An 18,374-nucleotide genomic window follows, 5' to 3' on the forward strand; every position below is an offset into this window, starting at 1 on the left:
GCGTGAGTAAAATCTTAATTGGTCGTTATGTAGCTGGTGATTCGATAGTCTATAGAATGGACCCTCGAGGGAAATTACTCGCAACTATTCTCTTTATTTTATTTGTCTTTTTGGCTAATAATCCAATTTCATATCTTATAGTAACTATTTTTAGTTTAGCTGCAGTTGCTGCTACAAAGCTAAAACCTAAAATTTTTTGGGATGGAGTAAAGCCATTAATTTGGCTAATTTTGTTTACTTCTTTTTTACAACTATTTTTTACTGTTGGGGGAACTGTATACTGGCGCTGGACTATTTTTGCCTTATCAAGTTACGGCATTACTAATGCAATTTTTATATTTATTCGTTTCACTGTAATTATTTTAATATCAACAGTAATGACAGTTACAACTAAGCCACTCGAGATTGCTGATGCGATAGAATGGCTGTTAAAACCGCTTAAATTGATTCATATTCCAGTAGATAAAATAGCACTTGTAATGTCAATAGCACTTCGCTTTGTGCCCACTCTATTTGATGAAACTTTTAAGATAATGAATGCTCAGCGTTCACGCGGTGCAGATTTTAATAACGGCGGATTAATTACTAGAGCAAAGGCAATTACACCGCTTTTAGTACCGCTATTTATTAATTCTTTGGAAACAGCAATTGATTTGTCAACCGCAATGGAGTCTCGCGGATATCGCGGTGACAAGGGAAGAACAAAATTTAGAGTTTTAAAATGGTCTAATGTAGACTTTATAAATTTATTTTATTTTGTTTTATTATTAGGACTTCTATTAGTATTTAGGACACATTGATGACAACAAGATATAAAATGACGGTCGCTTATGACGGTCATCTATTTCACGGATTTCAGTACCAACCACACCAAAGAACTGTGCAAGGCACAATTGAAACTGCATTATATAAAATGACAAAAGGCAAAACTGTGATTGTCGAGGGCTCAGGCCGTACAGATGCTGGTGTTCATGCACTAGGTCAGGTAATTCATTTTGATTATCCAGGCAAAAAAATTCCACCTGAAAGAATGATTTGTGCATTGAATTCAATGATGCCACTAGATATTATATTTAAAAATTGCGCAGTAGTTGATGAAAAATTTCATGTTAGATATAGTGCAAAAGGTAAGTGGTACCGGTACTGTGTTAGTCTGGATAGATTTGTTGACCCCTTTAAACGTTTCTATACAGGACACTATCCTTATCCAGTTAATATAGAAAAAATGAAAAAAGCAGCTACTGATTTACTGGGCACTCATGATTTCACCAGTTTTGCTGCTAGTGGTGGCCAAATAAAAAACAAAGTGCGTAAGATGTATTACGTAAATATACAAAAAGATCAAAGAAATAATGAAATTATCTTTGATTTTATTTGTTCAGGATTTCTTTATAACATGGTTCGTATTTTAGTAGCTATGTTATTAGAGATTGGCAGAGGTAAACGTCCTGTAAATGATATTCCCCGGGTAATATCTGCTAAGGATCGAGAACAGGTGAGAGAAACTGCACCAGCAAATGGACTATTTTTGTACCATGTTTTTTATGAAAATATACCGGAAAAGTACAGGCTTGATAGGGATTAATATTGACTTTTTAATTAAAAAGACTTATTATATTTAAGTATGTTTGTCCACGATAGGCCCCGGAATCTTATTGTTTTCAAACAACGTATAAACGGAGGAAATTAAATTGCGTACTACACAATTAGCGAAACCTAATGAAATTGAACGTAAGTGGTATGTTATTGACGCAACAGATGTATCTTTAGGTCGTCTGTCAACTGCAGTAGCAACTATTTTAAGAGGTAAGAACAAGCCTCAATATACACCAAACGTTGACACTGGTGATAATGTCATTATTATTAATGCAGCTAAACTAAAGTTAACGGGTAAAAAAGCTACTGACAAGATTTATTACCATCACTCTGATTACCGTGGTGGTATAAAAGCCACTCCAGCTGGAGACTTGCTGGCTAATAATCCAGTTAGATTAGTTGAATTGTCAGTTAAGGGTATGCTTCCTAAAAATACTCTCGGTCATCAAGAGTTTATGAAGATGCATGTTTATGCTGGTGCTGATCACAAGCATGAAGCACAAAAGCCTGAAGAATTAGACATTAACAAATTAATCTAGGAGGTTAAATAATGGCACAACAAGTTGCATATGCAGGTACCGGTCGGCGCAAGAATTCTGTTGCGCGTGTTCGTTTAGTACCAGGTAGTGGTAAAATTACCGCTAATAATAAAGATATTGATCAATACATTCCTTTTCCTAACTTAGTTAAGGATTTGAAGCAACCATTGACCTTGACTGAAACTGAAAATCAATACGACGTTAAGGTTAACGTAAATGGTGGTGGTTTCTCGGGACAAGCTGGAGCTATTCGTCTAGGAATTGCACGTGCTCTTCTTGAAGTAGACCCTGATTTTCGTGGTCCATTAAAGAAAGCAGGTTTCTTGACTCGTGATCCAAGAATGGTTGAACGTAAGAAACCAGGTCTTAAGAAAGCTCGTAAAGCTTCACAATTTAGTAAACGTTAATCAATACGATTATATCAATGTTTAAAGCACTTCATGGTTTATACCATGAAGTGTTTTTTTATAATTTTTAGCAAAATTTACACCATTACTTTTAAGGTTACGGTAGGCAATTTCACAAACAGCAATTAGTCTGACATTTGAAGTATTGGTACTAATTATGAGAGTGTCACTATGTGTAGAGTCTCTGAAAAAGCATCTAATGTTGTTCTGCTTGCCCTGTTGTCTTATTCAATAACAGGGAATATCTCTTTAATAACAAGTTTATTTATCACAACAACGAATTCATATACACTATTAATGAGTTTGGGTAAATATATTTTAGTAGCTTTACTATTCATTGAGTTAAAGAAGATAAGTGTACTAAAAAAGAAATATGCGTTACTGACTTTGATAAACTTAATTTGAAGTAGTTTAATGGTTGTATATATGATGTTGCAATCATAGTGAGGTATAAATATGGACACAAAACCAGTAATAGATGTGCTAAATTTAAGTAAACGGTACGCAGATTTTCAACTACAAATTAACAATTTAAAAATAAATGAAGGTAGTATTGTTGGTTTAATTGGTGAAAATGGGTCAGGTAAGTCAACTTTTTTGAATTTACTATTAAATCAAATAAAAAGTGAAATAGGCAATGTTAAAATTTTTGGTTTGGATTATGTTAAAGATGAATGCCAGATAAAACTTAACTTAGGTGTAATTTTGGAGCAAAATTATTTTCCAAACTCATTTTCTGTTCAACAAATTGAAAGAATGCTAGAAAAGGTTTATCCAAGTTGGGATAAAAAACTCTATCACAATTTAATTGATGAGTTTGATTTGCCTACCAATAAGCCTATTAGTAATTTTTCAAGAGGGATGCTTGTTAAATTAAGTTTTGCTGCCACACTTTCTCATCATCCTAAACACTTAATTGCTGATGAAGCAACTAGTGGGCTTGACCCCATTGTAAGGAGAGAAATCTTATCTATGTTAAAAGAATTTGTAAATAATAATCAAATGACGGTATTATTGTCTTCACATATCTTAAGTGATTTAGAACAAGTTGCTAACTATTTTATTTTTATGGAAAATGGCAATATTTTATTAAAGGGTAGTCAAGGTGAGTTGCTTAATCATTATGCAATTAAAACAGAGATAACAGACCTTCCATTGAAGAACATCAAATATAAACTATACCAAGATAACATGGTTCAATATCTAGTTGAAGTATCACAAGAAAGTGTTGATTATATAGATTATGCTTCATTAGAGGAAATATTCCTATTTTTAGTAAAAGGAGTAAAGATAGATGAGAGGACTTCTTTATAAGGATTTTCAACTTATACTAAATAAGCTAAGTGTGAAAAGTAGATTGCTAATCATATTAGTACTACTTTTGGTGACAATTTTTGGTAGGGAGTCTGGAACGATTTTTCTCTCAATAATGGGACCGATTAGTTTAGCATCAATGCCAACTGGTCTATTGATTGCTGACCAAGAAAGTGGATGGAACAGATTCGTAGGTGTTTTTCCTATTCCCAAAAGAAATATAGTTTTGGCTAGATATATTTTTTGTATTTCTTTAATTGTATATATTAGCTTTATAACTTTAATTTTAAGCATTGCCACTGCTCTAATTTTCCAACAATTTAGCCTGCAAATTCATATATTGATATCGATAGTTGGCTTATTGATTGGTATCATGTATGTAGTACTCTTACTCCCGGCAGTTTATGCTTCAGGTACGTTTGGAAGCACAATTGTGAATATACTGGTTTTAGTCCTTATTATGGGAGGGGTTTATATTTTGCAGAAAACGACTTGGGGTCTATCGTTCATCGCTTGGATTGGTAATACTAATTCTTTCCTGCTAGTAATCACAAGCTGTATCTTAATTGCCGTAATATCAATCGTTTCACTGATAATTTCAACAAAAGTATATTCCAACACATTTAAGTAGTTAGGAGTTTGAACTATTATGACTAAAAAATTATATCATCAAATAGCCGTTGCTTTAGCAATAGTTTCAATTGTACTCGCAGTCGGGATACTAATTTGGGGAGAAAAAGGGACTGCTTTTATTGCAATTATTCCCGCCTTAATTGCAGATTTAATAGAACGTAAGGGAAAGAAAGCAAAATAAGTAAGCGTAAATCTATGATTGTTGAAAATATCCTTTTTGTTCTTAACTTTTAAATATTAGAAAGACGCTAGCTAAGTATAAAAGTGCCTTTCTAAATTATGTTCTATTGAAATAATTAACTCGAAGGACTCTACAAAAATTTAACCAAAGTAAGTTATTAAATGCTGTAAACTTTTAGTATTTATCAGCTCAATTCATATATTTTTAAAAGTGAAATTCATACCATTCAGATGAAGTTAGTTAAAACTTATTGAAACAGCACTTTCAGAAAAGCGAGAAGACACCTGATATTAAAGTCTTTTAAAATTTAGTTAAACCCGATCTTAAGAAGGTTCGTAACGCTTCACGATTTAGTAAGCGCTATTTACTTATTCTTAGTGTATTGCATTATTTATTATAATAATTATTAAAGGTAGGATTATGACAAAAATTGAATTAACACGTTTTCGTATTAAAAAAGGTAAAGAATTAAGAGCACAGGAATGGATGGATTTTTTAAATAAACATCATCAAGATACTGTGGCGACAATGGCTGGAGAAAGAATGTATATTGAGACTGTATTTAAAGAGGAAAGTTCGGATGGTTACACATACTTTTATTGGTATTCTATCCAAGGAGAAGGAGGCAGTGCTGTTGAAAATTCGGAAAGCTATATTGATCAAAAACACTTAGAGTATTGGGAAGAGTGTATAGATACTGCTTATAAGCCGGTGGATATGAAAGTGATGGAAAAACTAGTAGCACCTAAAATTAATAGCATTATAGATGCTGATTAAGTGAAAATGTTAAGTTGCTTGAATAAAAGAAGAATGAAAAACGTCAGATATAGTCTGACGTTTTTATTATTTGGTTTTTATTCATATCTTAAAGCAGTGATTGGATCTAGTTTTGCTGCTCGTTTGGCAGGTAATGTTCCCGCTAAAAAGGTAATTAGGCAAATGATACCAATAATTAGCAAGCTGCTAGACCAGTTGAATTGAATTAAAGTAAAGCCATCTAGACCTTTTAAGAATGATTTAGCAGCAAAATTGTTTAAGGCATTGCCTAAACCCATTGCTAGTAGTAATCCCAATGAAGAGCCAAGCAAACCAATTAAGATTGCTTCACAGCTGAAAATGGAAAATACTTTACCCTTGCTGAGTCCTAATGCCTTCATAAGACCAATTTCTTTTGTACGATCTCTCACTGACATGTACAGAGTATTGATTACTCCAAAGCTGGCAGCTATCAATGCGATAGCTCCAAAAACAATTAAAACCCCAGTGACTGCGTTGAATGTTAGGAAAAGCTCATTGACTGCTTCCTTAAGAGTCATACCCGAATATCCTTTTTTAGTTAGATTATCCTCAATTTTTTTAATACTGCTAGCACTCTTGTTAATAGGGGTAGCCATAACACTGGTATACTTATCTTTTAATGCTTGCGGAAGTCCTTTTTGGTTGGCTGAAACTATTTTTTGTCCTAAGCCATTACTGTAAATGGCAAAACCTTTTGATACTATACTGTCATTTCTTATTCCAACAACCGTAGCAGATATTTTTGCTCTTTTCTTAGTGACGGGTGATTTTGTGACTAAAGTTACTTTTTTACCGAGAGCATCTTGAGCATTTTTGAAGCCGTAGGATTTAACCATTGGTTTAGTGATTAGAATCTGTGATTTTTTTCCACTAGTAGCAACTTGGTGACCAACTTTTAAGTCGTAGTTGATCCCTTGGGTTATTTGCGCAGTTATAAGATATTTAGTTTTATTAGGGCCTTGAACATAGTCAACATCACAGTCTTTTAACGCTTTAAAATCTTTCAAGCCTTTAACTGATTTGATTTTTTTAATGTCTCTTTTGTCCATCATCCCATCGGCACTTTGACTACTCTTCTTGGTATTATATTTTTGAGGCTCATTAGCATCTTGACTTGAGCTCCCAAGTGATATGCCCATTTGCTCAGTTTTACCTACATTACCGACCTGCTTTTTCAAATAATCATTAACACCATTATTAATACCCATAGTAAAGGCAATAGTTAAGGAGCCAATGAAAACGGCTATAATGGTTAGGAATGTTCTCCCTTTATTGTGCCATAAGTTTGTAGCCGCAGAATTTAGAATATCATGGAATCTCATTGCTGTGTTCCTCCCACTATTTGACCATCTTTAATCTGAACTTGACGCGCACACTTTTTTGCTAAATCAGGATCGTGAGTAACAATTATTAAGGTAATATTTTTTTCTTGATGTAGTTTAAATAAAATATTTTCAATATTTTCGCTAGTAGCTGAATCCAAGTTTCCTGTCGGCTCATCTGCAAAAATAATTTCTGGGTTGTTCACTAAGGCCCGTGCAATACAAACACGCTGCTTTTGACCCCCTGACAAGTCACTTGCTTTATTTTTAACTTTACTTTCTAAGCCAACTGCTTTGATGGCTGCCAATGCCTTTGATCTGCGTTCTTTTCCTGTAATTCCACCTATTTTTAAAGGAAGCATTACATTTTCTAAAACGCTATCTTGAGCATTTAAGAAAAATTGTTGAAAAACAAAGCCAAAGGTCTGATTGCGCAATTTATTTAATGTTTTGTTTTTAATTTTACTTGTGGGCTCATTATTTAGCCATACGCTACCAGTAGTAGGGTGGTCGAGGAGTGCCAAGATGTGCATTAAAGTAGACTTGCCTGAACCACTTTTGCCAATGATAGCAACAGAATCACCTTTGTCAATCTGTAAATTAATTCCTCGTAAGGCTTCAAATTTGGTTGCTCCCTTGCCATAGGTGCGGGTTACCTCACGGGTTTCAAGTAAACTCATAGATTCTCCTTCTTTCCTGTATTACTGTAATACATATATAATACACCATGATTAAAAAAAGGCAAATATTTTTTAAAAATTTTTCAGACTAGGCAAACCAGGATTCCATAATTTTTATCTCTGGTTTTTCAAAGTTAATTTGTGTGAGTGCGCCATAAGGTAGAGCGGTCCTTGGATAAGCGTGGCCAATATTTACATTATATAAAATTGGTGTATTGAACTTAGCAGTTTCTTCCAACAAGATTTGTTTATATTCTGCAAAATACTTTTTATCTTGAGGTTTGCCTACTAAAATTGCGCGAACATTTCCTAAAATACCAACTTCTTCTAATTTAGCTAATTCTTGACGATAAAGTTCAGGAGCTGGTTTTTCTTCACATGTTTCTATAAAAAGTATTTTATCTTTGGCTTCTTCCGGTGTGAGTATAAGCTGATACTGGTTAATAACAGATGGTTCGTCTGGATATCGATTTGTTGTTAAGTCATCATAAAGGCTATCGATGCAGCCACCCCATAGTCTACCTCGAACTTTTCCATGGCCACGTAAAACTTCATAACCGGTGTCTTTGTGGCTTATTCTTTCTTTACCAATTTGTTTAATTGAGAAATCAGTTCTTTCTTCATACCAGTTTTCACTTGCAGGAATCAGAGTAACAAGTGGATTTTCAAAGTAATGTATTAAAGTCTTTTTTGTATAAGGTAAAAGTTCATTAGCCAGTTCTGCAAAATCAGTTAAAAAGCTCGGTCCATAGAATGTTTGCAAGCCCATTTTGTAAAACATTAGATGATTATTCGTAGTATCAGAGAAGCCACTAAATAACTTGGGATGATCACAGACAGTTTTTTAAATTCCTGATCTGCCATTAAATAGGGCAAAGTTCTGTAAGTGTCATCTCCGCCAATAGCAGCAAAAATACCTTTAATTTCTGGATCTAGAAATGCTGCTTTTAAATCGGCGGCACGTTCAGCTGGATGACTTTTAACATAAGTACTACCTGAAAGGGAATGTGGCATAAATACAGGATTTATACCAAGTTGTTTCATATGCTTAGTTCCTTGTTTTAGTTCATGGGAAACAAAACTTTCACCTAGAGTACCAGCTGATAAACTAACGATTGCTACTTTTTCACCTACGTGTAATTGCTTGGGTTTTATTAGCATAGATTGCTCATCTTCTTTCTTAATGAACTTCAATTTTATTAATAATACAATAAAAATTTACTCTTAAAAACCTTTTTAACGAGATCAAAAAGGTTAAATAAGAGTATGACAATCCGAATAAATATAATTTAAATAGAAAATTGGAATAATGGCTTGAAAGCATCTCAATTAAGCTCTACAGTATTATATAAAATATAATACTGGAGAAAATAATTATGGCAATAGTAATTCCCAACAGTCTACTAGATGGCATCATTTTGTCTTTTATCAAAAAAAATAATATCTATAGCCGTGTTATAACTGAGCAAGCTAAAGCAACCTTTGGTGTTTCCGAGTCTGTTACTTATCCTGTTCTAAGAAGATTGAAGAACGACAAATTTTTATCAACTTATTCTAAGTCTTTTCAAGGGAGAACTAAGAATTATTATCAAATTACTTCTTCAGGCAAAACAGAATTAAGATTAATAAAGGAAGAATGGCAAAATTTTAGCACTAAAATAAACCAAGTTTTGGAGGACGCAAATGAATAAAATAATTGATAATTACATTTTGCAATTAAAAGATAATCTTACTAATCTGTCTGATTCAGATATTCAAGATGTTGTGCAATTTTACCAGGAATTTTTACTTGATGGCAATTTCCACAGTGAAGCTGACATGATTACGGAGTTAGGGACACCCAAACAGTTAGCTCGAAAAGTCATGGCCGACTATTCTGTTTCAATACCCGAAAAAGAAGAAGAGTTGCACGAAGCCTCTTCAAAGTCTAATTTAAAGACTATTTAGGTCATTTTATTAGGAGTTCTAGCAGCACCTGTCGGCATCCCTTTAGCTATTGCGGCAGTGGTAGTTATGGTAGCAGCATTGGTTGCCTTGACGGCCATATTTATCGCTTTGGCTATCGTTATTACGTCTCTATTTGTTTCTGGTATTTTTATTTTTGTTAGATCGTTTGGACTTCTTTTTGGTGGTTATTGGGCCTCTGGCTTTTTCTATATTGGAGGAGGCTTAGTTTTAACATGTATCAGCTTAATGCTGTTTCCAATAATTATGAAGTTTATCCGTCTCTTAACTGCAGAATGTACTGCTTTTTTTCAACATATTGGAAGGAGAATTTTGAAGCACCGTTACTATAAAACAAATGCTTAACTGGTAAAGGAGGATTAATTATGAAAAACTTTTATCGCATATGTGGATTGGCTTTAATTGTTGGTCTGGTTATGATGCTTGTCGGTTGGTCCAATAATGGTGTTAAACCAATAATCGCTAATCGTAACTACTTTACTCTGAAAGCTATTGATAATACTAAGCTCACACGTACATATATTTCAAACCGCAAATTTAATAAAGTTTTTGTTCAAACTGACTCCTCTGATATTTATCTGCATTCAGGTAAAAATTACCAAGTTAGAGTTACAGGTGTTAATCCAGACGCTGTACAAGTCAAAATAGCCAATAACCGTTTAGATATTTACGAGCCCAAACCTCTTGCAATAAATTGGGGTAAAATTGGCTCCAAAATTGACGTAACGGTTCCTCAAAATGTTCACTATACTGAATTTGATAGCAACAGTGGTCACGGAAATATCAGGCTAAAAGACCTGAAAGCTAAGGCATATTTTATAAGTTGTGCCGACGGTTATCCGAATATTGATAATATTCATGCCAAAAGTACAAGTTTATCAACTGGAGTAGGTAAAAGATTGACAGTTAATAACTCTGATCTGGGTGATTCAGGTGTCAAAATGAAAGGAGGCTGGTGCGAACTTTTAAATTGTCGTACATCAATGACTCTAGATACTTCTAACACTAATATTACAATTTCCAATTCGCAGTTAATCAATAGAAATTCTTTTACTTTACAAAGGAGCAATTTAGCAATTAAAAATGCCCCTAACCTGAGTTATTAATTGACTGCAGATGGTAAAGCAATTAAGTACAAAGGTTCAAAGCCTTATGAAAACTTTATCAAAAATAATTCCAAGAAAAATTTTCTTCTGTCAGATTCAACAGAGGTAACTATTACAATTAAATAAGATTTGAAATAAAGCAACTTTTAATTTCATTAACACGTAGTTCAACTGATACTTTCAATAAAAATCATTTTGCACATCAATAATATTCCAGTAAACTTTAAAACAAGACAAATTTTTACTAATATAAAATAAAAAAGCCAATATCTCACACTTAACAGGGTGGAAAGATATTGGCTTTTTATTTATATATAATTTTCAACTTTTAATCATTCAATATCGGCATGGTTCTTTATCATTTGTTCCTCTGTAATATTAAGTTTTTTCATTAATCTCAACACAATACTGTCAAATAAAAGTAGTGAAAACTGCTCAAACAAAGCTCCCATGGGTTGAATAGATTTATTATGTTCAAATTTTGTTTGGGCATTAATTTGAACAACTATTTCACAAAATTGTGCTAATGGACTATTGGGATCAACAGTAAAAAGGATTTCTTTTAAACCGTTGCTTTTTGCTATTCTTGCTTGGGATATTAGTTTCTCTGACTTTCCCGAAGCAGAATTAAATATTAATAAGTCATTTGAATGTGTGTGAGGAGAAGAAATTTCTCCAACAACGCTAACTTCTAATCCCAGTTGTAGCAATCTGTTAGCAAAAGATTTTATCATTAAGCCTGAACGACCTGAACCTGAAAAATAGATATGATTACTATTTATTATTAACTGACAGATTCTATCTAAAATTTTTTCATCTACTGGATCTTCAACTTTATTGATTTCTTCGCATATTTTTTTTAATTCAAATGCCATATATTTTCCTAATTCAATTTTTGATAAAGATATTCTTCCAACTCTTTATCTTTCTTATTTTTAATACTTTCTAAAAAATCTTTATTTTGAAACAGTTTCATAAGGGTCCGCAACATGGTTAAATGTTCATCTCCCTTTGCTAAAGCTAAATTAAAAATAAAAGTACATTTCACATCTTTTGATTTATCATCCATGCGGCCAAATTTTACTGGATAAGAAAATCGGACAAAGCTAACACTGCTTGTGTTTACAAAGTTTTGATTTCCATGTGGAATCGCAATGCCTAAATCAGAATTAACTTGTAATCCGGTTGGAAAGTCTTTTTCTCTTTCGATGCAGGCATTAGTAAATTCATCAGTTATTAAATTTTCAGCTAGTAACGGGTTTCCAGCAATTTTGATAGCCTTTTGATAATCTAGATTAGCATCATTATTTGATTGTACAAAGATCTTCATTATTTGATCAGCTCGTCTTTTATTTCTTCTAAAACTGAATCCTCATTGATTCCGGTTAAAAGAGCAGTACCTACAATTATTGGTGTTGTAACATTTGGCTTATCTAATTTAGTAGATGAAACAATTAAATCATAGCCATTAAAAACATCATCTGTGCAGTCCATCAATGATTTCTTATCTAAATTTACGTCAGAAACACTTTGCTCATTTAGGTAATCTTGGAGTTCAGCCAACATAACGGATGATGATGCAATTCCGTTTCCGCAAACTACTAATACTTTTTTCATAATATATCTCCTTATTTTTATTTAGCTAATAAGTCTTGTTTATGCTCATATTTTTTAAGCCAATAACCAAAAGCAACTATTATCAAGGCAATCACAACATATGACCATAAACCAAGACGAGAGGCTTCAGCAAACAAACCTGTAAATGGATTAGCTGATGGGTTTAATGATGAATACATAACACCATTTTTGGCACCATTACCAAATTCTCTAAACACTTGAGTAGTAGGTTTTGCCATCCAAGAGGCTATATATAGTCCTGGTGTAAACATCAAAATAGAAGTAATCCAAGTTCTAATAATGTTGCCATGAAAAATAGGAACCATACATGCAATAAAGAATACAAATTGGGATAGGTCACCCATCGGCATGACTTTATTGCCAGGAAGAAAGACTGCAATAATTTCGATGACTGGAATTAAAAGCAAGGCTGGTGCAATTACGTCAGGATTCCCTATTACTAATGCAGTATCCATACCTACTGTAATATCACGGCCTTTGAAGGCTTTAGTCATTTTCTTTCGAACCGCATTTGATAAAGGTACCAGACCTTCCATCATGATTGAAGTCATTTTTGGTAATAGAAGCATAACGGCTGCTAGATACATACCTAAATGTAAACTTTGAATTATTGTATCGCCAGGATTTGACCAGCTATAACCTGCAAATCCCAAGAAAACACCAATGATAAAACCTACAATAGTAGGGTCACCAAAAACGCCAAATTTTTTCTGAATTGTTTCAGCGGTTACATTCCATTTTCTTACTCCTGGAATATGATCAAAGATCCAATTCATAGGGTAGGCAAAAATCATATATGTATTTGCAACAGGGTGTGAAATAGAAACTCCTTCAGGTAAATTAAAGAATTTTTCATTCTGCTTAGCTCCTAAATCGGCCATAAATAATGCCCACATATGAAAAATACCAGCGGTGAGCAAACCATACCAGAAATTACCGGAGTAGGCATATACTATTGCGCCCATTGAAGCATTTTGGTGTAGGTTGAAAACATCAACATTGATACAGTCTGTCAATTTTAGCAGTAATAAAACAATATTAATACCTACACATAAGGGAATAATAACTGCTCCGACTTTTGAGCCGAAACCCATAACTGCTGTTGCTGCGCCACCAACGTCAATCGCTTGCAATGATGAGCCAGTTCTTTTAGCTAAGCCAGTAATTGCTGGTTGCATTTTGTCAAGCATGAAAGAAGTGACCATGGTCAAAGCTATAAAACCAATACCAACTTTCATGGCAGAAGAAATTGATTCTGACCATGACCGACCTACAGCTTTCATTAACACTAAAAATATTAAAGGAATAAAAATAAAGTTACCAAGATTATTAATGAATTGAGTAATTATTTCCATTTTTAGCTCCTATTCTTCTGTAAAGCCCATATTCCAAGCTACATAATCAGGCTTTTTCAGATTACGGTCATCATCTTTTTTGGCTTCCAATAAGTTTGCTCTCGAATTTGGTCTCGAATTCTTAAAATCAAATGGTTCATCTAAAAAAGCATCAAGTACCATTTCCATGTAAGGTAACCCATTTACCCTTGCTCCCAAACCTATAATTTGAACATTATTGCTTAGCCTTGCTCTTTTGGCTGAGTATGGATTAGTTACAGCTGTCGCTCTAATACCCCAATGTTTATTAGCCTGCATAGTAAATCCAATTCCTGTGCCACATATATATACGCCTAATCTGCATTTATCTTTTTGAATAACTTCTGCCATCTTATCTGCTAACTTAGCATAAGTATTTTTACCATCTTCAGGCTTTTTAACAGGATCCCAAACAACTTTGTAATTTTTTTCCTCCTCCAAATATTTCTTGATTACTTCTTTTCGTTCAAAACCAATATCATCACATGCTATTGCTATTTTTTTCATAAAAGTTCCTTTCTGTAAACGCTTAATACTATTACAAAACCAATTATAAAATTGACTTTGCTTGGTGTCAATACCAAAAAAACACTTTTTTTCTGATAAAAAACAATTAAAACCAATTTTTGCAGCAAAAAAGTACCAAAAATTAGAATCTATGATATTCTTAAATTAAAAGATAAAAAGTGAGTAAACAAATGAAATTAACGAATAAAAGAAGAAATGACATTTTAACCGAAATTATAAAAAAGGGTAGTGTTACAGTTCATCATCTTTCGAAGGAATTTGGTGTTAGCTATGAAACTATTCGTAAAGATTTAACATTTCTCGACAAAAAAGGTTATATAATCAAAGAGCATGGCGGAGCAACAGCCTTAAATAGTCTTATTGAAAATTCGTTTACTGTAAGACAGGAAAAACAAATTAAATCAAAAAAGTTAATAGCAACTACAGCTTCCAAGCTAATATTAGATAATTCATCAATTATACTCGGCTCTGGTAGTACAGTTTTAGAGTTGGCAAAATTACTAGTGGCTAGAAGGAATTTAAAAATTTATACTGATTCTTTTCCTGTGGCCTCTGCTTTGGCAAATTCAGAAAACGAACTTTATTTTTTTGGGGGAAAAATAAGAGCTAAATCTTCCTCGGTTTATGGAGGATGGACAAATGAAGCAATTAATAGTATAAAGGCTAATATGTGTTTTATTGGCTCAGATAATTTTGCTGGTCATAGCGGTCCTACAACACCTTCGTATTCTGATTATGGTGTCGACAAGCTTTTATTGGAACATTCAAATAAAAAATATGTTCTAGCTGATTCCACTAAATTTGAAGGCTCAGGTCTTTATCAAATAACAAATTGGGAAAACATAACCGCCTTAATAACTAATGTAATTTCGAAAACTCAAGCAGATACTTTGTCTTCTTTAACTAATGTAATTCAAGCTAAAAATTCTCAAATTTAAAATAAGTAAAAAGATAGTTTACGAATTAAAGAAATAGAAAATAATCAGTCAATACAAAAGTGACTGGTTATTTTAATAAACTTATTTTATAAGAAACTAAATTCGTGCCGTAATATTATTTGTACATAATCACTGTTAACGGCTTATAACTGAAGTAGGAATTTTTGCTTTAGCTATGTTGACAAAATAGTATGTTTAATTATTGGTCAGATTATAAAAAGTAATTTATAAAACACTTTAAATTACAAAATTAATTATTTAGCGAAAAAATGAGCTTTTTCAACCATATAGTGCTATCAGTATAAGCATAAAAATAGCCAAAAAATAACAAATCATGTAAAATAATAATAAGCTTGTATAGGAAAGAGGATGCTTAGTTTAGAAATTAAATTCTAAGCTAAAGACAATTTTTGAAAAACGTTGTTAATTGACAACTACTTTTTAAATACTTGATGAGCAGAAAACTTCGGATAAATATCAGAGGCTTTCTGCTTTTTTTAAAATAAACTAATTATTGTCTTTAATGCATAAATCAAGTTTAGCTTGTTATAAATGGCTCAATTACGATAAATATGGCTTTTCTATTCAAACAGCTTAATTATAAATTTAATCGAATAATGGAGGAGATAGCATGTCCCAAAAATCAGAACTACTATTCAAAATAACCCCCAAGTCCGGTTTAACTGATGCTGAGGTAGAACGAAAGCGCAGTAAATTTGGTCCTAATGAGTTGCTCGAAAAGAAAGCAATTCCGCTGTATAGAAAAATATGGCACCATTTAAAAGATATTTCGTCCTTAGTTCTTTTATTGGCGATAGTATTAGCGACATATTTGGCTTTATTCCAAAATGGTGGGTGGACTAAAACAATTGTAATCAGCTTGATTTTAGTTATTAATGTGGTAATTGGCTTGTATCAGGAAGCTTCAGCCGAAAAATCGCTGGCAGCTTTGAAGGCAATGAGTTTGCCCATAGCTAAAGGTAGACGTGATGGTCGAGATATTACAATAGCTGTTTCTGAATTAGTGCCAGGTGATTTGATCTATTTAAATACTGGTGATCAAGTTCCAGCAGATGGTGTTATTTTAGACGAGACTAATTTAGCAGTTGATGAAGCAATTTTAACTGGTGAAAGTTTGCCCGTTTCCAAAAAAAATTATCGTCTCAAAAGCAATTTAACTGACGATGAACGCGTCTTTTCTGGTACTGCAGTTGTCAGTGGTAGAGCACTTGTTCAAGTTAGTGCTATTGGAATGGCAACGGAGATTGGTAAAATTGCTAACCTTTTGAATAAAACTGAAAAGAGAGAAACACCTTTACAGGGCAAGTTAGATAAATTATCCAAGTGGATGACTGTTTTTGCCGGCTTGAGTGGACTTGTAATTTTCACATTGAGTTTAGGAATGCAGAATAAGACTTTAGCAGACAGCTTGATGATTGGTCTTTCTTTAGCAGTTGCAGCTGTTCCCGAAACCTTGCCGATTATTGTGACAATCAGTTTATCTCGTGGTGTCAAAAAAATGGCTGAGCGCAATGCTATTATTAGACACATTGGTGCTGTGGAGACTATCGGTAACGTGGATGTTATTGCTACTGACAAAACTGGCACTTTAACTCAAAATAAAATGACCATTACTAAATATTGGACACCTGAAACGGGTATTAAGAAAGCGGCTGATTTACCTAAAGGCGGACAAAATTTATTGAAAATGCTAGGTTTAGCTAACAATGCCAAAATTATGGAAAAAGATGGCTCGGAAGAAGTTGTTGGCGATGCTACCGAAGTTGCGATTGTAAACTGGTTACACCAACAGGGCAGCTCACGGCAAGAGCTGGAAAATGAAGCACCTCGTATAGCAGAAGATCCCTTTGATTCTAATAAAAAAATGATGACGACGGTTCATCGCTTAACTGATGGACGTCAATTAGTAATCGTTAAAGGTGCTTGGGACAGGCTGCACTTAGATAAAAAAGAACCAGTTAAATCTGGTCAAAAAGCTCATGATGATTTTGCTAAAAATGCGTTAAGAGTATTAGCAGTTGGGTATAAGGTAATAGCTTCTAATGCGGATCCAACTGATTGGGCTGTAAATAATTCCAATTTAAAACTTGCTGGTATGATTGGATTAATTGATCCTCCTCGACCTGAGGTATCCAGAGCTGTTACTAAAGCAAAACAGGCCGGCATCAAGACGGTAATGATTACTGGTGATCATCTTGTAACGGCCAAAGCAATAGCTAAAGAAATAGGTATTTTAGATTCTGATCAAAAAGCAATTACAGGGTCAGAATTACAAAAAATGACAGATTCTGAATTGAAAGATTGTATTCAAGATATAAGAGTTTTTGCTCGCGTTTCTCCCAGCGACAAAATTAGAATAGTTCAAGCATGGCAAGATCTTGGTAAAACAGTCGCAATGACAGGTGATGGTGTTAATGATGCACCAGCTCTTAAAGCAGCGGATGTTGGAATTGCCATGGGCAAGACGGGTACAGAAGTGGCAAAAGAAGCTGCTGACATGATTTTGACGGATGATAATTTTGCCACGATTATTAAAGCTGTGGCTGAAGGCAGAACTGTTTATCAAAATATTATTAAGGCTGTTGAATTCTTAATTGGTGTCAATTTCGCGCAAATTTTCTTAATGGTTATTAGTACAATTATAGGTTGGGGTGCACCACTTTTAGCAGAACAATTGTTAATTATTAATGTACTTGCAGATGGAATACCTGGATTCTTTATCAGCAAAGAACCTGGTGAACCAAGCATAATGGATCAAAATCCAATAGGTAATGATGAAAGCATTCTTGGCCGTGGATTAATGCAAAGAATGATTATTCGCGCGATTACTTTCACGATTTTAACTTTGAGCATGTATGCTTATGGTAGATTTATTCTTTCAACTAATAACCCACAAGCTGGAATGACCATGGTCTTTTTAGTATTAGCACTGGGATCAATGATTGATATATATGCTATTAAGGATTCTCAACCAATCACACTTCAAACTTTTAAAACCAATAAAATGCTTAATTGGGGACTATTACTAAGCATGATACTGGTTTTATCGCTGACACTCCTACCTCATTTGCGACAGTTTTTACACTTGGCTTTGTTACCAGTTCAAGGCTGGCTTGTCGTTTTGGTTGGTAGTTTAATTCCTATTTTTGTTCTGGAAGTTAATAAACGTTTAACTAACAACATTCAAATGGAAGCAGAAAAGAATGGTTGCTAAAGAATTGATTTCAAAATAAGCCTTGAAAGTTGTCTAACTTTCAAGGCTTATTTTTTGTCATTATTGATAAAAATTCTTCTTTTATAGTTAAATAATCAATTATTGTTGACATATAATTGTA

The 18,374-nt window shown here is 33.5% G+C and carries 20 protein-coding genes and 1 pseudogene; 13 read left to right on the plus strand and 8 right to left on the minus strand.

Annotated elements, in window-relative coordinates; genetic code table 11:
- Window positions 1-2 precede the first annotated feature (2 nt).
- From LDM90_RS02705 to LDM90_RS02740, 8 genes are all read left to right on the plus strand, one after another.
- Entirely contained in the window at window positions 3-800 is a 798-nt protein-coding gene (locus tag LDM90_RS02705) for an energy-coupling factor transporter transmembrane component T family protein (protein WP_223896400.1), read from the plus strand.
- Window positions 800-1,585, plus strand: coding sequence for a tRNA pseudouridine(38-40) synthase TruA (gene truA, locus LDM90_RS02710; RefSeq protein ID WP_223896401.1), 786 nt, complete (start codon window positions 800-802; stop codon window positions 1,583-1,585). Before LDM90_RS02705 ends, truA begins: the two co-directional genes overlap by 1 nt.
- 106 nt (window positions 1,586-1,691) lie before the next feature.
- Complete coding sequence (rplM, locus tag LDM90_RS02715) at window positions 1,692-2,135, plus strand: 50S ribosomal protein L13 (protein WP_045928442.1); 444 nt, start codon at window positions 1,692-1,694, stop codon at window positions 2,133-2,135.
- An 11-nt stretch (window positions 2,136-2,146) separates the two neighbouring features.
- The gene (gene rpsI / locus LDM90_RS02720; RefSeq protein WP_034980394.1) at window positions 2,147-2,542 is read left to right on the plus strand and encodes a 30S ribosomal protein S9; all 396 of its coding nucleotides are present in this window, start codon (window positions 2,147-2,149) and stop codon (window positions 2,540-2,542) included.
- A 456-nt stretch (window positions 2,543-2,998) separates the two neighbouring features.
- On the plus strand, window positions 2,999-3,856 hold the full coding sequence (locus LDM90_RS02725) for an ABC transporter ATP-binding protein (RefSeq protein ID WP_223896402.1): 858 nt from the start codon (window positions 2,999-3,001) through the stop codon (window positions 3,854-3,856).
- A complete protein-coding gene (locus LDM90_RS02730; RefSeq protein WP_223896403.1) occupies window positions 3,837-4,487 on the plus strand; it encodes an ABC-2 transporter permease in 651 nt (216 codons plus the stop codon). The genes LDM90_RS02725 and LDM90_RS02730 overlap by 20 nt, the downstream gene beginning before the upstream one ends.
- A gap of 18 nt (window positions 4,488-4,505) precedes the next feature.
- Complete coding sequence (locus LDM90_RS02735) at window positions 4,506-4,670, plus strand: hypothetical protein (protein WP_156962766.1); 165 nt, start codon at window positions 4,506-4,508, stop codon at window positions 4,668-4,670.
- 420 nt (window positions 4,671-5,090) lie between these two features.
- Window positions 5,091-5,447, plus strand: a complete 357-nt coding sequence (locus LDM90_RS02740; RefSeq protein WP_223896404.1) for a DUF6176 family protein — start codon at window positions 5,091-5,093, stop codon at window positions 5,445-5,447.
- Between the two features lie 77 nt (window positions 5,448-5,524).
- Here the strand turns inward: LDM90_RS02740 and LDM90_RS02745 are convergent, their stop codons facing one another.
- The 3 genes and pseudogenes from LDM90_RS02745 to LDM90_RS02755 form a co-directional block, all read right to left on the minus strand.
- Complete coding sequence (locus LDM90_RS02745; RefSeq protein WP_198213073.1) at window positions 5,525-6,790, minus strand: ABC transporter permease; 1,266 nt, start codon at window positions 6,788-6,790, stop codon at window positions 5,525-5,527.
- On the minus strand, window positions 6,787-7,470 hold the full coding sequence (locus LDM90_RS02750) for an ABC transporter ATP-binding protein (RefSeq protein ID WP_034980388.1): 684 nt from the start codon (window positions 7,468-7,470) through the stop codon (window positions 6,787-6,789). The genes LDM90_RS02745 and LDM90_RS02750 overlap by 4 nt, the downstream gene beginning before the upstream one ends.
- Before the next feature lie 88 nt (window positions 7,471-7,558).
- Window positions 7,559-8,631, minus strand: a pseudogene (locus LDM90_RS02755) (S66 family peptidase).
- A 215-nt stretch (window positions 8,632-8,846) separates the two neighbouring features.
- Here LDM90_RS02755 and LDM90_RS02760 point away from each other — a divergent pair.
- The 3 genes from LDM90_RS02760 to LDM90_RS02770 all read left to right on the plus strand — a co-directional run bounded on the left by LDM90_RS02760 (window position 8,847) and on the right by LDM90_RS02770 (window position 10,541).
- A complete protein-coding gene (locus LDM90_RS02760) occupies window positions 8,847-9,161 on the plus strand; it encodes a PadR family transcriptional regulator (protein ID WP_223896405.1) in 315 nt (104 codons plus the stop codon).
- Window positions 9,154-9,417 carry a DUF1700 domain-containing protein gene (locus tag LDM90_RS02765; protein ID WP_223896406.1) on the plus strand — a complete coding sequence of 88 codons (264 nt, stop codon included), beginning with the start codon at window positions 9,154-9,156 and terminating at the stop codon, window positions 9,415-9,417. The genes LDM90_RS02760 and LDM90_RS02765 overlap by 8 nt, the downstream gene beginning before the upstream one ends.
- Window positions 9,418-9,800: 383 nt before the next feature.
- Window positions 9,801-10,541, plus strand: coding sequence for a DUF4097 family beta strand repeat-containing protein (locus LDM90_RS02770; RefSeq protein ID WP_223896407.1), 741 nt, complete (start codon window positions 9,801-9,803; stop codon window positions 10,539-10,541).
- A gap of 332 nt (window positions 10,542-10,873) precedes the next feature.
- On the opposite strand, the gene hxlB is transcribed toward LDM90_RS02770, so the two are convergent.
- From hxlB to LDM90_RS02795, 5 genes are read right to left on the minus strand one after another with little or no spacing between them, the layout of a single operon-like run.
- Entirely contained in the window at window positions 10,874-11,416 is a 543-nt protein-coding gene (gene hxlB, locus LDM90_RS02775) for a 6-phospho-3-hexuloisomerase (RefSeq protein WP_223896408.1), read from the minus strand.
- An 8-nt stretch (window positions 11,417-11,424) separates the two neighbouring features.
- On the minus strand, window positions 11,425-11,871 hold the full coding sequence (locus LDM90_RS02780; RefSeq protein WP_223896409.1) for a PTS sugar transporter subunit IIA: 447 nt from the start codon (window positions 11,869-11,871) through the stop codon (window positions 11,425-11,427).
- Window positions 11,871-12,158, minus strand: a complete 288-nt coding sequence (locus LDM90_RS02785; RefSeq protein ID WP_223896410.1) for a PTS sugar transporter subunit IIB — start codon at window positions 12,156-12,158, stop codon at window positions 11,871-11,873. Before LDM90_RS02785 ends, LDM90_RS02780 begins: the two co-directional genes overlap by 1 nt.
- A gap of 17 nt (window positions 12,159-12,175) precedes the next feature.
- Complete coding sequence (locus tag LDM90_RS02790) at window positions 12,176-13,534, minus strand: PTS galactitol transporter subunit IIC (protein ID WP_223896411.1); 1,359 nt, start codon at window positions 13,532-13,534, stop codon at window positions 12,176-12,178.
- A 9-nt stretch (window positions 13,535-13,543) separates the two neighbouring features.
- Complete coding sequence (locus tag LDM90_RS02795; RefSeq protein WP_223896412.1) at window positions 13,544-14,059, minus strand: RpiB/LacA/LacB family sugar-phosphate isomerase; 516 nt, start codon at window positions 14,057-14,059, stop codon at window positions 13,544-13,546.
- A 191-nt stretch (window positions 14,060-14,250) separates the two neighbouring features.
- Between LDM90_RS02795 and LDM90_RS02800 the strand changes: the two genes are divergently transcribed.
- Both LDM90_RS02800 and LDM90_RS02805 read left to right on the plus strand, forming a co-directional pair.
- Window positions 14,251-15,018: a DeoR/GlpR family DNA-binding transcription regulator gene (locus LDM90_RS02800; protein ID WP_223896413.1), complete on the plus strand. Its 768-nt coding sequence runs from the start codon at window positions 14,251-14,253 to the stop codon at window positions 15,016-15,018.
- Between the two features lie 631 nt (window positions 15,019-15,649).
- A complete protein-coding gene (locus LDM90_RS02805; protein WP_223896414.1) occupies window positions 15,650-18,253 on the plus strand; it encodes a cation-translocating P-type ATPase in 2,604 nt (867 codons plus the stop codon).
- The last annotated feature ends 121 nt before the right edge of the window (window positions 18,254-18,374 follow it).

Origin of the sequence: Lactobacillus huangpiensis, from assembly GCF_019972815.1 — a bacterium.
Taxonomy (GTDB): Bacteria; Bacillota; Bacilli; order Lactobacillales; family Lactobacillaceae; genus Lactobacillus; species Lactobacillus huangpiensis.

Coding starts and splice junctions, on each gene's coding strand:
- LDM90_RS02765 (WP_223896406.1), top strand. CDS start 9,154: ATGAATAAAATAATTGATAATTACATTTTGCAATTAAAAGATAATCTT.
- LDM90_RS02725 (WP_223896402.1), top strand. CDS start 2,999: ATGGACACAAAACCAGTAATAGATGTGCTAAATTTAAGTAAACGGTAC.
- LDM90_RS02780 (WP_223896409.1), bottom strand. CDS start 11,871: ATGAAGATCTTTGTACAATCAAATAATGATGCTAATCTAGATTATCAA.
- LDM90_RS02760 (WP_223896405.1), top strand. CDS start 8,847: ATGGCAATAGTAATTCCCAACAGTCTACTAGATGGCATCATTTTGTCT.
- LDM90_RS02730 (WP_223896403.1), top strand. CDS start 3,837: ATGAGAGGACTTCTTTATAAGGATTTTCAACTTATACTAAATAAGCTA.
- LDM90_RS02785 (WP_223896410.1), bottom strand. CDS start 12,158: ATGAAAAAAGTATTAGTAGTTTGCGGAAACGGAATTGCATCATCATCC.
- LDM90_RS02770 (WP_223896407.1), top strand. CDS start 9,801: ATGAAAAACTTTTATCGCATATGTGGATTGGCTTTAATTGTTGGTCTG.
- LDM90_RS02795 (WP_223896412.1), bottom strand. CDS start 14,059: ATGAAAAAAATAGCAATAGCATGTGATGATATTGGTTTTGAACGAAAA.
- LDM90_RS02800 (WP_223896413.1), top strand. CDS start 14,251: ATGAAATTAACGAATAAAAGAAGAAATGACATTTTAACCGAAATTATA.
- LDM90_RS02745 (WP_198213073.1), bottom strand. CDS start 6,790: ATGAGATTCCATGATATTCTAAATTCTGCGGCTACAAACTTATGGCAC.
- truA (WP_223896401.1), top strand. CDS start 800: ATGACAACAAGATATAAAATGACGGTCGCTTATGACGGTCATCTATTT.
- LDM90_RS02735 (WP_156962766.1), top strand. CDS start 4,506: ATGACTAAAAAATTATATCATCAAATAGCCGTTGCTTTAGCAATAGTT.
- LDM90_RS02790 (WP_223896411.1), bottom strand. CDS start 13,534: ATGGAAATAATTACTCAATTCATTAATAATCTTGGTAACTTTATTTTT.
- LDM90_RS02740 (WP_223896404.1), top strand. CDS start 5,091: ATGACAAAAATTGAATTAACACGTTTTCGTATTAAAAAAGGTAAAGAA.
- hxlB (WP_223896408.1), bottom strand. CDS start 11,416: ATGGCATTTGAATTAAAAAAAATATGCGAAGAAATCAATAAAGTTGAA.
- LDM90_RS02750 (WP_034980388.1), bottom strand. CDS start 7,470: ATGAGTTTACTTGAAACCCGTGAGGTAACCCGCACCTATGGCAAGGGA.
- rpsI (WP_034980394.1), top strand. CDS start 2,147: ATGGCACAACAAGTTGCATATGCAGGTACCGGTCGGCGCAAGAATTCT.
- LDM90_RS02805 (WP_223896414.1), top strand. CDS start 15,650: ATGTCCCAAAAATCAGAACTACTATTCAAAATAACCCCCAAGTCCGGT.